This is a genomic window from Faecalimonas umbilicata, assembly GCF_004346095.1.
GTDB classification, from domain to species: domain Bacteria; phylum Bacillota; class Clostridia; order Lachnospirales; family Lachnospiraceae; genus Faecalimonas; species Faecalimonas umbilicata.
Genome location: NZ_SLZV01000032.1, coordinates 18,406 through 31,185 on the forward strand (window position 1 = coordinate 18,406; position 12,780 = coordinate 31,185).

Sequence of the window (12,780 nt, forward strand, 5' to 3'; positions counted from 1 at the left end):
TTGTGATCTGCATGAGGAATTTTTTAGAAAGGGGCAGGCTATGAGCGAAGCACAGATGAGAAGCGCAGAAGAGGAAATAGAAGAAAAGGAAATCACAGAGAGCAAAACAGAGGAAATAACGGAACAAGATGGGGAGGATATGCAGGAAGAAAAGCCGGAAGAAGAGAAGAAGACCGGATTTTTAAGCAGAGAAACACTTTATTCCAAAATCAATATTTCACTGAAATCTATGGATCGGTTCATTGCGATACTCATTATTCTTCTGATCGTACTGCTCGGTGTGGGGATTTTCAGTTAAAAGTTTTGGGGACGATCTAAGAAAGCTACAACAAGAAATACAGAACAAGCAAAAAAGGAAAGGCAGGGTCTTCACAGGAGGAAAGCCTTTCCTTTTCTGATAGGAATTTGATTTTGCGTTTGAACCGGGAATAAGCTATAATAAAGCGTAACAGTATAAAAAGCAGAGAGGAAAGAACAGTATGGATATGATTCAGAAACTCACAGAAGAGCTGGAAGTAAAGAAATGGCAGGTAGAGGCAGCAGTCAGACTGATCGATGAGGGAAATACGATTCCGTTTATTGCGCGGTACCGGAAAGAGGCAACCGGCTCTCTGAATGATGAGCAGCTTAGAAGTTTACATGAGCGGCTGATATATTTACGCAATCTTGAGGAGAAGAAGGAGCAGGTACTCGCTTCGATCGAGGAGCAGGGGAAATTGACAGAAGAACTGAGAGTGCAGATTATAAATGCCCAGACGCTTGTTGCTGTGGAAGATCTGTACCGACCATATCGGCCAAAAAGGCGGACAAGGGCGACCATTGCAAAGGAGAAAGGACTGGAACCGCTGGCGGCACTTCTGATGCTGCAAAAGATACAAAAGCCTTTGGAAGAAGAGGCGCAAAAATATATTTCTGCAGAAAAAGAAGTACATACAGTGGAAGAGGCCATTGCAGGTGCCAAAGACATCCTTGCGGAGACAGTTTCTGACGAGGCAGATTACCGGAGTTTTATTCGGAATCTTACGGTGAAAGAAGGAAAGATGACTTCTTCGGCAAAAGATGATAGTGTGCAGTCTGTCTACGAAATGTACTATTCTTTTGAAGAACCAGTCAGCAGGCTGGCAGGACACCGGATCCTTGCAATGAATCGTGGAGAGAAGGAAAAGATTCTGAACGTGAAGATTGAAGCGCCGGAGGAGAAGATTCTGCGGTATCTTGAGAAGAAAATCATTGTTTCCGAAAATCCATATACGTCAGAATATTTAAAAGAAGTGGCAGAAGACAGCTACAAACGACTGATTGCTCCGGCAATTGAGCGGGAGATCCGGAGCAGCCTGACAGAAAAGGCAGAGGATAGTGCCATCACAGTATTTGGAAAAAATCTGGAACAACTTTTAATGCAGCCGCCGATCGTTGGACAGGTTGTGCTTGGATGGGATCCGGCATTTCGGACCGGATGTAAGCTGGCTGTTGTAGATGAGACCGGAAAGGTACTCGATACGACGGTAATCTATCCGACTGCCCCGACGACACCACAGAAGATCCAGGCGGCGAAGGATACGTTAAAGAAGCTGATCCGCAAGTACCATATTACGCTGATCTCTGTCGGAAATGGTACGGCATCGCGGGAATCGGAGATGATCCTTGTCGAACTGTTAAAGGAGATTCCGGAGAAAGTACAGTATGTGATCGTCAATGAGGCGGGCGCTTCTGTCTATTCTGCAAGCAAGCTGGCGACAGAGGAATTTCCGAATTTTGATGTGGGACAGAGAAGTGCGGCATCCATCGCTAGAAGGCTGCAGGATCCGCTTGCAGAACTTGTGAAGATTGATCCAAAATCAATCGGTGTCGGACAATATCAGCATGATATGAACCAGAAGAAATTGAGCGAGGCGCTTTCCGGAGTGGTAGAATCCTGTGTCAACCGGGTAGGAGTAGATTTAAATACTGCATCGGCACCGCTTCTCTCTTATATTTCCGGAATCAGCAGTGCGATCGCAAAAAACATTGTGGCGTACAGAGAGGAACATGGGAAGTTCCAGTCAAGAAAGGAACTGCTAAAAGTTGCAAAGCTTGGACCGAAAGCATTCGAACAGTGTGCCGGATTTCTCAAGATTACAGATGGGAAAAATCCGCTGGATGCGACAAGCGTTCACCCGGAGTCTTATGAGGCGGCGGAAAAACTTTTAAAACAGCAGGGATTTTCAACGGAAGAGATCCGCAGAGGAGGACTTCGGGGACTTTCTAAAACAATCAGAAATGAAAAGAAGCTGGCAGAAGAGCTTGGAATCGGAGAGATCACCCTTCAGGATATTGTAAAAGAACTGGAGAAACCGGGCAGAGATCCGCGTGAGGAGATGCCAAAACCAATTCTTAGAACGGATGTGTTGGAAATGAAAGATCTGACGGAGGGGATGGTCTTAAAAGGAACCGTACGAAATGTGATCGATTTCGGCGTGTTTGTGGATATCGGAGTACATCAGGATGGACTTGTGCATATTTCGCAGATTACCGATAAGAAATTTATCAAACATCCACTGGAGGCAGTGAGTGTCGGTGACATTGTCGATGTCAAAGTCATGAGCGTCGATGTACAGAAAAAGCGGATCCAGTTAACGATGAAAGGGATTTAGAAGAAAAAGGAACAAGGAGGAAGCGGCATGGCGAAATATGTAATGGCGCTGGATGCTGGGACAACAAGCAATCGCTGTATTCTTTTTAACGAAAAAGGGCAGATATGCAGTATGGCACAGAAGGAGTTTACACAGTATTTTCCGAAGCCGGGATGGGTGGAGCATGATGCCAATGAGATCTGGTCCTCCCAATTGGGAGTGGCAGTGGAAGCAATGACAAAGATTGGAGCAACTGCGGAAGATATTGCAGCGATTGGAATTACCAATCAAAGGGAAACTGCGATTGTGTGGGACAAAAAGACTGGGGAACCGATCGGACATGCAATCGTCTGGCAGTGCAGAAGAACATCCAAGTACTGTGATAAGTTGAAAGAAAAGGGACTTACAGAATCATTCCGGGAGAAGACGGGACTGATGATCGATGCTTATTTTTCGGGGACAAAGGTAAAGTGGATGTTGGATCACATCGAAGGGGCCCGAGAGCGGGCAGAGCAAGGAGAATTGCTGTTTGGGACAGTGGAGACATGGCTGATTTGGAAACTTACGAAAGGGCGTGTGCATGTCAGCGATTATTCGAATGCTTCCCGTACTATGCTGTTTAACATCAAAGAGCTGAAATGGGATGATGATATATTAGAAGAGCTTCAGATTCCAAAAAGTATGCTTCCAAAGGTGTGTCCATCCAGTGAAATCTACGGCTATGCAGATGCAAGCTATTTTGGAGGGAAAATCCCAATCAGCGGAGCGGCAGGCGATCAACAGGCAGCTCTTTTTGGGCAGACCTGTTTCCATGCAGGGGAAGCAAAAAATACATATGGAACCGGGTGTTTCCTTCTGATGAATACAGGGACAGAACCGGTGTATTCTGACCACGGTCTTGTGACGACGATCGCATGGGGACTGGATGGTAAGGTGACGTATGCACTGGAAGGCTCTATCTTTGTAGCAGGAGCTGCAATCCAGTGGCTGCGGGATGAGATGAAGCTGATAGATTCTGCGAAAGATTCGGAATATCTTGCTCAGAGAGTGGAAGACACGAACGGCTGTTACGTCGTGCCGGCATTTACCGGGCTGGGAGCTCCACACTGGGATCAGTATGCCAGAGGTGCGATCGTAGGATTGACAAGAGGTGTGAATCGATATCATATTATCCGGGCGACATTAGAGTCTATTGCGTATCAGGTAAATGACGTTGTGCATGCAATGCAGGCAGATTCAGGAATTTCGCTGAGTACACTCAATGTTGACGGAGGTGCCAGTGCAAATGATTTTCTGATGCAGGTGCAGGCGGATATCTGCAATGCCCCGGTCAATCGACCGGAATGCGTAGAGACAACGGCAATGGGAGCGGCATATCTTGCCGGGCTGGCCGTTGGATACTGGAAGGACAAAGAAGACGTCGGAAAGAACTGGGCGATTGATAAGGTGTTCTATCCAAAATTAAAGGAAAATGAACGGGAAGAAAAAATTCATGGTTGGGAGAAGGCTGTAAAACGCTCTTTTGGATGGGAAGAAGAGGAGTAAAACAGTAAAGATACACGCAGATGTGGGACTGAGAAAAGAGAGGGAAGAACAGATGAAAAAAAGGAGTTGGGTAATCGCGCTGTGTATAGCGCTTTTGACAGTGCTGCTTCCTGCGGGGCAGGTGGAAGCGCAGCAGGTGGAGGAAGAAGAAAAGAAAAAATCCGGAAAACGTGCGATCGATGTAGCGAGGGAAAGTGGCTATCAGTTGGACGATCGTTATCAGCCGGCAGGTTCTATCATTACAGAGATCCATACCGGGCAGATTTTGTGGGAGGAGAATAAAGATGTTTCCTGGGCTCCGGCCAGTATGACAAAATTGATGACAATTTTGCTCGCATATGATGCGATGGAGGAAGGAAAATTTGAAAAGGACATGCAGGTGGCGGTGAATGAAAAGTATACAGATATTGCCGGAAGATATGCGCTCAGCAACAATGTGATGCAGATGGGAGCAACCTATACGGTGGGAGAATTGATCGATCTGATCATTGTCCCATCTTCGGCGGCAGCCACATATATGCTTGCAGATTTAGTGGAGCCGGATCCGGATAAATTTGTAGCGCTGATGAATCAGAAAGCAAAAGAGATTGGGATGACGCATACTACTTATTATAATTGTGTTGGTGTCACAAATGACCTGCTGTATCCGTATGCTCCGAAAAATCTACCGGCAGATGCAGATAATGTGACTTCCCCACAAGATTACGCACTGCTGTGCAGTTATTTTGTAAAGACTTACCCGGATATATTGACACATACGAGTTCTCCAGAAATTGTAGTGAAAGAAGGTACCCCGTATGAAGAACATTTTAAGTCGTATCAGATTTCTCTGGAAGGGGCAAAGTATGGTCTGAAAGGGACAGATGGGTTGAAAACTGGTTCCAGCGGAAGAGCAGGGTTTAATTATTCCTCTACTGCAAAACGTCAGGATACGAGGCTTGTGGAAATTGTGATGGGGGTTTCGGACTGGACAGACCAGACCGGAGAAGAACTTCGTCATCTTGTTGGGAATGCAATTATGGAACAGGCATTTGAGAAATACGAGTATCGAAAGGTTCTGCCAAAAGGAACACATCAGATTGGAAAAGAGAAAATTGTAACAAAGAAAGACCTGTGGGACTGTGTGCCAAAAGAAGAAAAAATAAAGTTTAAGATGGAAGATGGGAAAGTATTTGTTGATCTTGAACGGCAGTATCTTCCGGGATACGCAGCGCCTTTCGTTACCTATCAACAGAAACAGATAGTTTCGGAAGCGAAAAGCGGACTGGGGGCGATCGGAAAAGGAATGCTCGTAGTATTGCTTGCCGGAGGTGCTGCAATTGGAGGAAGAATCGCATATGTGGATGCGGTCAGAAAGAAGAGACGAAGACGGAGAAGGAAATAGGTCTTGCACAATTTTTAAAACCGTCGTATAATAGGCGATATGAAAAAAGAATAGGAAAATTCTTCGGGGTAGGGTGCAAGTCCCAACCGGCGGTAAAGTCCGCGACCTGCCTGGGAACAGGTGGCTGAACTGGTGAGATTCCAGTACCGACAGTATAGTCTGGATGAGAGAAGAATCATTTGATCGCAAATCAGATCGTGTGATAGCGGATAGATTTTTGCGCGAGAATCAAAGTTCCCCCGGAAGTTATTTCGGGGGAATTTTTACTTTGCAGGAAATGTAGGTGCAATTCTTTCACCTTTTGGGGTATGGAGGAAAGCTGATCAAAGATTTCCGGAAGATTTTCTTTCTTTTAAATTTTAGAAAAAGAAGGAGAGAAGAAAAATGAGTACAAATGTAGCAGAGAAGACAAAGGTGAACACAAGGACGCTTGTTCAGATTGGGATGTTATCGGCACTTGCAATTATTTTGATGCAGTTTGAGATTCCACTCCCATTCGCACCGGCGTTCTATAAGATTGATTTCAGTGAGGTTCCAGTGTTGATCGGATGTTTTTCGATGGGACCGTTTGCGGGGGTCTTAATTGAATTGATCAAGGTGATTCTAAATGTTGCAATCAAAGGAACGATGACGATGGGGATCGGAGATGCAGCAAATTTCCTGATTGGATGTGCATTCTGCGTTCCGGCGGCGCTGATCTATCAGAAAAAGCGTACGAAGAGTGGAGCGGTGACGGGGATGGTAGTTGGAACTGTGATCATGACTATTCTCGGATGTGTTCTGAATGCTTATATTTTGCTTCCGGTGTATGCAAAAGCATTTGAGATGCCGCTGGATGCTCTGGTATCGATGGGCACAGAGGTCAATGGTGCGATCACTGGTCTGATGACCTTTGTCCTTTTTGCAGTGGCACCATTTAATTTGCTGAAAGGGATTTTGGTATCGTTGATCGTATTTTTTGTCTATAAGAAAATCCGGCAAGTGTTATTGTAAGAAAAATGGTGGTATGTTATAATTTTATAACATACCATTTTGCGTATGAGACAGAAAAAGTAATGGAGGGATTAAGTAATGTCAGTGAAAATGGATGTTCAGATGACACCGAGAGCAATGTATGACTTTTTGCTGTATCACACATATAGCCATCTCAGTGGGCTGATCGGAGCGATTTTTGGAGTTGTTGTACTTGGACTTGGAATCCGGGCGATGGCACAGGGAGATTATACCGCAGGTATGATGTTTTTCTTTTTTGCCGCAGTTTTTCTTGTTATGACGCCTCTCACACTGAAGTCAAAGGCGAAGGCGCAGGTAAAGACAACGCCGATGTTCCAAAAGCCAATCACATATGAGTTGACCGAAGAAGGAATCACTATTTCCCAGGAAGATCAGCAGACAGAGGTGAAATGGGAAGAATTTCAGAAGGCAGTTTCTACGAACCGGACATTGATTCTTTATATCACGCGGGTACGTGCGCTTGTTTTTCCGAAGGAAGCGCTAGGAGAGCAGTATACAGCAGCTGTGCAGATGATCTCAACACATATGGCGCCGGCGAAAGTGAAGATCCGTCAGGTACGGTAAGAGGGAAAAGGAAGGAAAACTATGGTAATAGAGACAAGAAGTCCGAAGGAGACGTTTGAGTTTGGGAAAAAAATCGGAGAACTGGCAAAAGCAGGCGAGATCTATACACTGATTGGCGATCTGGGCGTGGGGAAGACTGTATTTACGCAGGGATTGGCAAGAGGGCTTCAGATTGAAGAGGCGATTAGCAGCCCGACATTCACAATCGTACAGGTATATGAGGAGGGAAGGCTTCCGTTTTATCATTTTGACGTATATCGGATTGGGGATATTGAGGAAATGGAAGAGATCGGATATGAAGATTACTTCTATGGTCAGGGAGTATCTCTGATTGAGTGGTCAAATCTGATTGAAGAGATCTTGCCACAGAGACGGACAGAGATTACTATTGAGAAAGATCTGGATCAAGGGTTTGATTTCCGACGGATTACAGTAAGAGAACTTGGAGTATAGGAACGAGAGAAAAAAGAAGTTGGAAAAGAGGTTGCGCTAGAAATAGTGACCTTTCTAAAACAGATGATAGACAATGAAAAAGAAAGAAGTGAAACTATGCGGATATTGGCATTAGACAGTTCTGGTTTGGTGGCGTCAGTGGCAGTTGTAGAGGAAGAACAGACAATTGCGGAATACACAGTGAATTATAAGAAGACTCATTCACAGACGCTGCTTCCAATGCTGGATGAAATCGTAAAAATGACAGAGATGAACCTTGGTGAGATTGATGCAATCGCAGTGGCGGGAGGACCTGGGTCCTTTACCGGGCTGCGAATTGGATCGGCGACGGCGAAAGGACTCGGACTCGCGTTAAAAAAGCCGTTGATCCATATTCCTACGGTGGATGGACTTGCTTATAACTTATATGGAAATGAAGGGGTAATCTGCCCAATCATGGATGCAAGGAGAAATCAGGTTTATACCGGAATTTATCGGTTCCGAGAGGAGTTTGTAGTAGAAGAGCCGCAGATGGCGATAGAAATATCAGCTCTTGCAGAAAAATTGAATGAACGAGGAGAGCAGGTGACATTTTTAGGGGACGGTGTTCCGGTATACAAAGAACAGTTAGAGCAACTTTTGCATGTTCCGGTAAGATTTGCCCCATCTCATATGAATCGGCAACGGGCAGCAGCTGTTGGGACATTGGCAGTTCAGTATTGGAAAGAAGGAAAGATAGAACGTGCGGAGGATCATCAGCCGGATTATCTTAGAATGTCACAGGCAGAACGCGAGCGTTTAGAGCGAGAAGAGAAGGAGCAGCAGGGAAAATGATCATTCGAGGAATGAAAGAATCCGACATCATGCCGCTATATGCGCTGGAGGAGCAATGTTTTTGCCCATCCGATCGGTGGAGTATGGCAGACATTAGAAAGGCATATGAGCTGGAGCATTTTTTTGTCCTTGTGGCAGAAGAAGCAGAGGAGATCTGCGGATATTGCATTGTCTATGCGGTGATGGATAGTGCGGATATTGGGAAAATAGCGGTGGCTCCCAAAGCGCGTGGAAAAGGAATTGCAGGAAATTTGTTGGAACATTTATGGAAAGTTTGTGCTGAGAGAGGAATCAAGGATGTGATTCTTGAAGTGCGGGCAAGCAATGATGCTGCGAGGTGCCTGTATACAAAGTATGGATTCGAGACGATTTCCCTGCGGAAGGATTATTATAAAGAACCTATGGAACATGGATTGACTATGCAAAAGAACCTATCTGAATAGGGGTTGGGGCATTGTAAGAACATGGAAAAAAAGGAAACAGTTCCCGCTAGGAATCTGTTTTAAAAATCAATATAATAAAGGCGTGACAACAAGAAAAAAGAAGGATTTTTCATAGGAGGAATTGTATGCGCCAGTATAAAAAAGTTGAGACGACGGAATTAGATAAAGTATTTTGCAACAAATGTGGAAAAGAAATTCTCAGAGAGGCAGATTTCCTCCATGTAGAGAAGCGCTGGGGATATTTCTCGGGAAAAGATAACGAAGTACACGAGTTTGATCTCTGCGAAGAGTGTTACGATGCATGGATTTCAGACTTTTCGATTCCGGTAGAGAAGAAATAATAGAAGGAGAATCACATGTTAGATGTTTGTCTTCTCGGAACGGGTGGGATGATGCCACTGCCTTATCGGTGGCTGACTGCTCTGATGACGAGATTTAATGGAAGTAGTCTGCTGATCGACTGTGGAGAAGGAACGCAGATTGCGATCAAAGAGAAAGGGTGGAGCTTTAAGCCGATTGATGTGATTTGTTTTACTCATTATCACGGAGATCACATCAGTGGACTGCCGGGGCTTTTGCTTACAATGGGAAATGCAGACAGAAGAGAACCGTTGACGTTAATAGGACCGAAAGGGCTTGAGCGTGTTGTGAGCGCTCTTCGTGTTATTGCGCCGGAACTTCCATTTCCGATCATATACAAAGAAATTGAAGGACCGGAGCAGACTTTTGAATTAAATGGATATCGTCTGAAAGCATTTCGTGTCAATCACAATGTGCTTTGTTACGGGTATACACTGGAGATTGACCGTGCTGGAAAATTTGATGTAACAAGAGCGATGGGTCATGCGATTCCAAAACAATATTGGAAGCATTTGCAAAAAGGTGAGACGATTGAGCATGAAGGAAATGTATTTACCCCGGATATGGTTCTGGGTGCTCCGCGCCGTGGAATCAAACTTACCTATACGACAGATACAAGGCCGACAGACTCGATTCGTGTGAATGCGAAACATTCCGATCTGTTTATTTGTGAAGGAATGTACGGGGAGAAAGAAAAGGCATGCAAGGCGGTAGAATATAAGCATATGACATTTTACGAAGCGGCGCAGCTTGCAAAAGAGGCCGAGGTAAAGGAAATGTGGCTGACACATTACAGTCCGTCTCTGACGCGCCCGGAATTTTTTATAGAGGAAGTGCAAAAAATTTTTCCGCAGGCAAAAGCCGGCAGCGACAGTATGTCTGTGGAACTGGATTTTCCAGAAGAGGAGTAAGAAGATGAAAGAAAAAGAAATCACAATACTGGCAATAGAAAGTTCTTGTGATGAGACAGCGGCAGCAGTCGTGCGGGAAGGAAGAGAAATCCTCTCCAATGTCATTTCATCACAGATTGAATTACATAAATTATATGGAGGGGTTGTTCCGGAGATTGCCTCCAGAAAGCATATTGAGAAGATCAATCAGGTGATTGAGGAGGCGTTGAAAGAAGCAGGGGTAACATTGGATGAAATCGATGCAATCGGAGTCACTTATGGACCGGGGCTTGTAGGAGCGTTGCTTGTCGGGGTTGCAGAGGCTAAGGCGATTGCATATGCAAAAGGACTTCCTTTGGTGGGAGTACATCATATCGAGGGACATATTTCTGCAAATTATATTGAAAATAAAGACTTAGAGCCTCCGTTTGTATGTCTTGTAGTATCGGGAGGACATACACATCTGGTTCGTGTGAAAGATTATGGAACTTATGAAATTATCGGAAGAACAAGAGACGATGCTGCGGGCGAAGCGTTTGATAAAGTGGCGCGGGCAATTGGGCTTGGATATCCGGGTGGACCGAAGATCGATAAGTTGTCTAAGGAGGGAAATCCGGAAGCAATTGTCTTTCCGAAAGCACATATGAGTGATTCGCCGTATGATTTTAGCTTCAGTGGTGTGAAATCGGCGGTATTGAATTATATCAATGGCTGTCAGATGAAAGGGGAAAGTTATTCTCAGGCGGACATCGCAGCATCTTTCCAGAAAGCGGTGACAGATGTACTTGTAGAAAATGCGATGAAAGCAGTGGATGAGTTTGGATTAAAAAAATTTGCGATTGCTGGTGGGGTAGCATCGAATAGCGCCCTCAGAGCTGCAATGCAGGAAGCGTGTGATAAGAAAGGAGTCAAATTCTATCATCCATCACCAATTTACTGCACGGACAATGCAGCAATGATAGGAGTTGCAGCTTATTATGAGTACCTGGCGGGAACAAGACATGGATGGGATCTAAATGCTGTGCCGAATTTGAAACTGGGAGAACGGTAGACTCCGGTTGTCGGTAGGGAAAAGAGATTCGGGAAAGGATGTGCAATGCCAGATGGAGCAGAAAAAGGACAAACGAGAAAAAAAATGTACGGCGATCGTGTTGGCAGCCGGGAGTGGAAGCCGGATGGGGACAGCGATCCAGAAGCAGTATCTAGAATTAGAAGGAAAGCCGGTGTTGTATTATTGCTTGCATGTATTCCAGGAGTCCAGATATATTGATGAGATCGTTCTTGTCACAGGAGAACGTGAAATAGACTATTGCAGAGAAAAGATTGTACAACAATATGGTTTTGACAAGGTGGTACAGATAGTGGCGGGAGGAAAAGAACGCTATGAGTCTGTGTACCATGGACTAAAATATGTGGAAGATGGAATTGTGTTCATCCATGATGGGGCAAGACCGTTTGTAGATGAAGAAATGGTAGAGCGGGCATACGAATGTGTTTTGAGAGATCAAGCGTGTGTCGTAGGTATGCCTGTGAAAGATACAATTAAAATTGCAGATCAGAATCAGTATGCTGTTCAGACGCCGGACAGGGCATATGTCTGGCAAGTGCAGACACCTCAGGTATTTGATGCAAAACTGGTGCGTGCTGCTTATGAAAAATTAATCCAGAGTGGATGGGAGAAGGCGACAGATGATGCGATGGTTGTTGAAAGAATGACAGAACATCCAGTCAAGCTTGTTTTCGGTTCTTATGAAAATATAAAAATTACAACGCCGGAAGATCTGGAAATTGCAGGTCTTTTTATCAGGAGGCGCCGTGCATAGAGAGAATCTTTCGCTGGCAGTAGTATTTTTATATAGCGAGGATCCGGTTGGACAATGGTTTATTACTTACTTCCAGGCGATTTTTAGATATAAAAATGATACCTGAAATCGCCGGAAGAGCAGCGAGATTAAAGGTTCATGTTAGCAGAAAAATTCCCGAAAAATAAAAAAATAAAAAAAGTTTAGAAAAAGTGTTGACAGTTGGAAATATCCGTGATAGAATACATCTTGTCTTCAAGAGATGACAAAAACTTAATAAATGCAGAGGTATCGAAGTGGTCATAACGAGGCGGTCTTGAAAACCGTTTGTCCGAAAGGGCGCGTGGGTTCGAATCCCACCCTCTGCGTTAGGAAAACCACCAATCAATCATCGGTGGTTTTCTTATGCCAAAAGAACAAAAGGCGTTTTGGAGAAATACCCAAGTGGCTGAAGGGGCTCCCCTGGAAAGGGAGTAGATCGTTAATAGCGGTGCGAGGGTTCAAATCCCTCTTTCTCCGTTTACCATAAAGTATCAACAGATCGATGACATGGTGAAAGATTGACAAGTGAAGACGGTATGAAGTTGAAATGTTGAAAATAAAAACAGTTGACAAGTACTGTTGGAAATGTTAATATAGAAAGCACTCAATAGTGTGACAGGAAAACAACAAAAAGCATCGGAGATATGGAATCGAAAAAAGGCTATGAAAGTAGAGAAGAAAAGATTTCAAAAAAGATGAAAAAAGTTGTTGACAAAGATAAAAAGATGTGATAATCTAATATAGCTGTCGCAAGAGAGCGAAACAAACAGAACATTGATAATTAAACAATAGACAACACAACCCTGAAAATTTCGAACAAATGAGAAAATTTCAGAACAGACAGAAATGTCAACCTAA

Annotated in this window: 13 protein-coding genes, 2 tRNA genes and 1 riboswitch; all 15 genes read left to right on the forward strand. The window is 44.4% G+C overall.

Features of this window, described 5'->3' with window-relative positions:
* The first annotated feature begins 40 nt into the window (after positions 1-40).
* The 15 genes from EDD74_RS12840 (at position 41) to EDD74_RS12910 (ending at position 12,399) form a co-directional block, all read left to right on the forward strand.
* Complete coding sequence (locus EDD74_RS12840) at positions 41-298, forward strand: hypothetical protein (RefSeq protein WP_116441642.1); 258 nt, start codon at positions 41-43, stop codon at positions 296-298.
* A 181-nt stretch (positions 299-479) separates the two neighbouring features.
* Positions 480-2,633, forward strand: a complete 2,154-nt coding sequence (locus EDD74_RS12845) for a Tex family protein (protein WP_116441643.1) — start codon at positions 480-482, stop codon at positions 2,631-2,633.
* 27 nt (positions 2,634-2,660) lie between these two features.
* Positions 2,661-4,157 (forward strand): glycerol kinase GlpK, encoded by a 1,497-nt coding sequence (gene glpK, locus EDD74_RS12850; RefSeq protein WP_009263020.1) that lies wholly within the window; start codon positions 2,661-2,663, stop codon positions 4,155-4,157.
* Between the two features lie 52 nt (positions 4,158-4,209).
* Positions 4,210-5,541, forward strand: a complete 1,332-nt coding sequence (locus EDD74_RS12855; RefSeq protein ID WP_116442480.1) for a DUF1958 domain-containing protein — start codon at positions 4,210-4,212, stop codon at positions 5,539-5,541.
* Between the two features lie 55 nt (positions 5,542-5,596).
* A riboswitch (FMN riboswitch) is annotated at positions 5,597-5,720 on the forward strand.
* A 205-nt stretch (positions 5,721-5,925) separates the two neighbouring features.
* Positions 5,926-6,534 carry an ECF transporter S component gene (locus tag EDD74_RS12860; protein ID WP_008976584.1) on the forward strand — a complete coding sequence of 203 codons (609 nt, stop codon included), beginning with the start codon at positions 5,926-5,928 and terminating at the stop codon, positions 6,532-6,534.
* A gap of 78 nt (positions 6,535-6,612) precedes the next feature.
* The gene (locus EDD74_RS12865) at positions 6,613-7,119 is read left to right on the forward strand and encodes a YcxB family protein (RefSeq protein ID WP_009263017.1); all 507 of its coding nucleotides are present in this window, start codon (positions 6,613-6,615) and stop codon (positions 7,117-7,119) included.
* A gap of 21 nt (positions 7,120-7,140) precedes the next feature.
* Positions 7,141-7,572: a tRNA (adenosine(37)-N6)-threonylcarbamoyltransferase complex ATPase subunit type 1 TsaE gene (gene tsaE / locus EDD74_RS12870; RefSeq protein WP_008976581.1), complete on the forward strand. Its 432-nt coding sequence runs from the start codon at positions 7,141-7,143 to the stop codon at positions 7,570-7,572.
* 96 nt (positions 7,573-7,668) lie between these two features.
* Positions 7,669-8,385 carry a tRNA (adenosine(37)-N6)-threonylcarbamoyltransferase complex dimerization subunit type 1 TsaB gene (tsaB, locus tag EDD74_RS12875; protein ID WP_174704849.1) on the forward strand — a complete coding sequence of 239 codons (717 nt, stop codon included), beginning with the start codon at positions 7,669-7,671 and terminating at the stop codon, positions 8,383-8,385.
* Entirely contained in the window at positions 8,382-8,828 is a 447-nt protein-coding gene (gene rimI, locus EDD74_RS12880) for a ribosomal protein S18-alanine N-acetyltransferase (protein WP_009263014.1), read from the forward strand. The genes tsaB and rimI overlap by 4 nt, the downstream gene beginning before the upstream one ends.
* 125 nt (positions 8,829-8,953) lie before the next feature.
* A complete protein-coding gene (locus EDD74_RS12885; RefSeq protein ID WP_008976578.1) occupies positions 8,954-9,169 on the forward strand; it encodes a hypothetical protein in 216 nt (71 codons plus the stop codon).
* A gap of 15 nt (positions 9,170-9,184) precedes the next feature.
* Positions 9,185-10,099, forward strand: a complete 915-nt coding sequence (locus EDD74_RS12890; RefSeq protein ID WP_008976577.1) for a ribonuclease Z — start codon at positions 9,185-9,187, stop codon at positions 10,097-10,099.
* Positions 10,100-10,103: 4 nt separating this feature from the next.
* Entirely contained in the window at positions 10,104-11,129 is a 1,026-nt protein-coding gene (tsaD, locus tag EDD74_RS12895; RefSeq protein ID WP_116441644.1) for a tRNA (adenosine(37)-N6)-threonylcarbamoyltransferase complex transferase subunit TsaD, read from the forward strand.
* Between the two features lie 52 nt (positions 11,130-11,181).
* Entirely contained in the window at positions 11,182-11,901 is a 720-nt protein-coding gene (gene ispD / locus EDD74_RS12900; RefSeq protein WP_016440952.1) for a 2-C-methyl-D-erythritol 4-phosphate cytidylyltransferase, read from the forward strand.
* Positions 11,902-12,162: 261 nt separating this feature from the next.
* Positions 12,163-12,248, forward strand: a tRNA-Ser gene (locus EDD74_RS12905).
* A gap of 62 nt (positions 12,249-12,310) precedes the next feature.
* Positions 12,311-12,399, forward strand: a tRNA-Ser gene (locus EDD74_RS12910).
* Positions 12,400-12,780: the final 381 nt, after the last annotated feature.

Excerpts from the sequence above, each read along its gene's own strand:
- EDD74_RS12840 (WP_116441642.1), top strand. The coding sequence starts at position 41 with ATGAGCGAAGCACAGATGAGAAGCGCAGAAGAGGAAATAGAAGAAAAG.
- EDD74_RS12845 (WP_116441643.1), top strand. The coding sequence starts at position 480 with ATGGATATGATTCAGAAACTCACAGAAGAGCTGGAAGTAAAGAAATGG.
- glpK (WP_009263020.1), top strand. The coding sequence starts at position 2,661 with ATGGCGAAATATGTAATGGCGCTGGATGCTGGGACAACAAGCAATCGC.
- EDD74_RS12855 (WP_116442480.1), top strand. The coding sequence starts at position 4,210 with ATGAAAAAAAGGAGTTGGGTAATCGCGCTGTGTATAGCGCTTTTGACA.
- EDD74_RS12860 (WP_008976584.1), top strand. The coding sequence starts at position 5,926 with ATGAGTACAAATGTAGCAGAGAAGACAAAGGTGAACACAAGGACGCTT.
- EDD74_RS12865 (WP_009263017.1), top strand. The coding sequence starts at position 6,613 with ATGTCAGTGAAAATGGATGTTCAGATGACACCGAGAGCAATGTATGAC.
- tsaE (WP_008976581.1), top strand. The coding sequence starts at position 7,141 with ATGGTAATAGAGACAAGAAGTCCGAAGGAGACGTTTGAGTTTGGGAAA.
- tsaB (WP_174704849.1), top strand. The coding sequence starts at position 7,669 with ATGCGGATATTGGCATTAGACAGTTCTGGTTTGGTGGCGTCAGTGGCA.
- rimI (WP_009263014.1), top strand. The coding sequence starts at position 8,382 with ATGATCATTCGAGGAATGAAAGAATCCGACATCATGCCGCTATATGCG.
- EDD74_RS12885 (WP_008976578.1), top strand. The coding sequence starts at position 8,954 with ATGCGCCAGTATAAAAAAGTTGAGACGACGGAATTAGATAAAGTATTT.
- EDD74_RS12890 (WP_008976577.1), top strand. The coding sequence starts at position 9,185 with ATGTTAGATGTTTGTCTTCTCGGAACGGGTGGGATGATGCCACTGCCT.
- tsaD (WP_116441644.1), top strand. The coding sequence starts at position 10,104 with ATGAAAGAAAAAGAAATCACAATACTGGCAATAGAAAGTTCTTGTGAT.
- ispD (WP_016440952.1), top strand. The coding sequence starts at position 11,182 with ATGGAGCAGAAAAAGGACAAACGAGAAAAAAAATGTACGGCGATCGTG.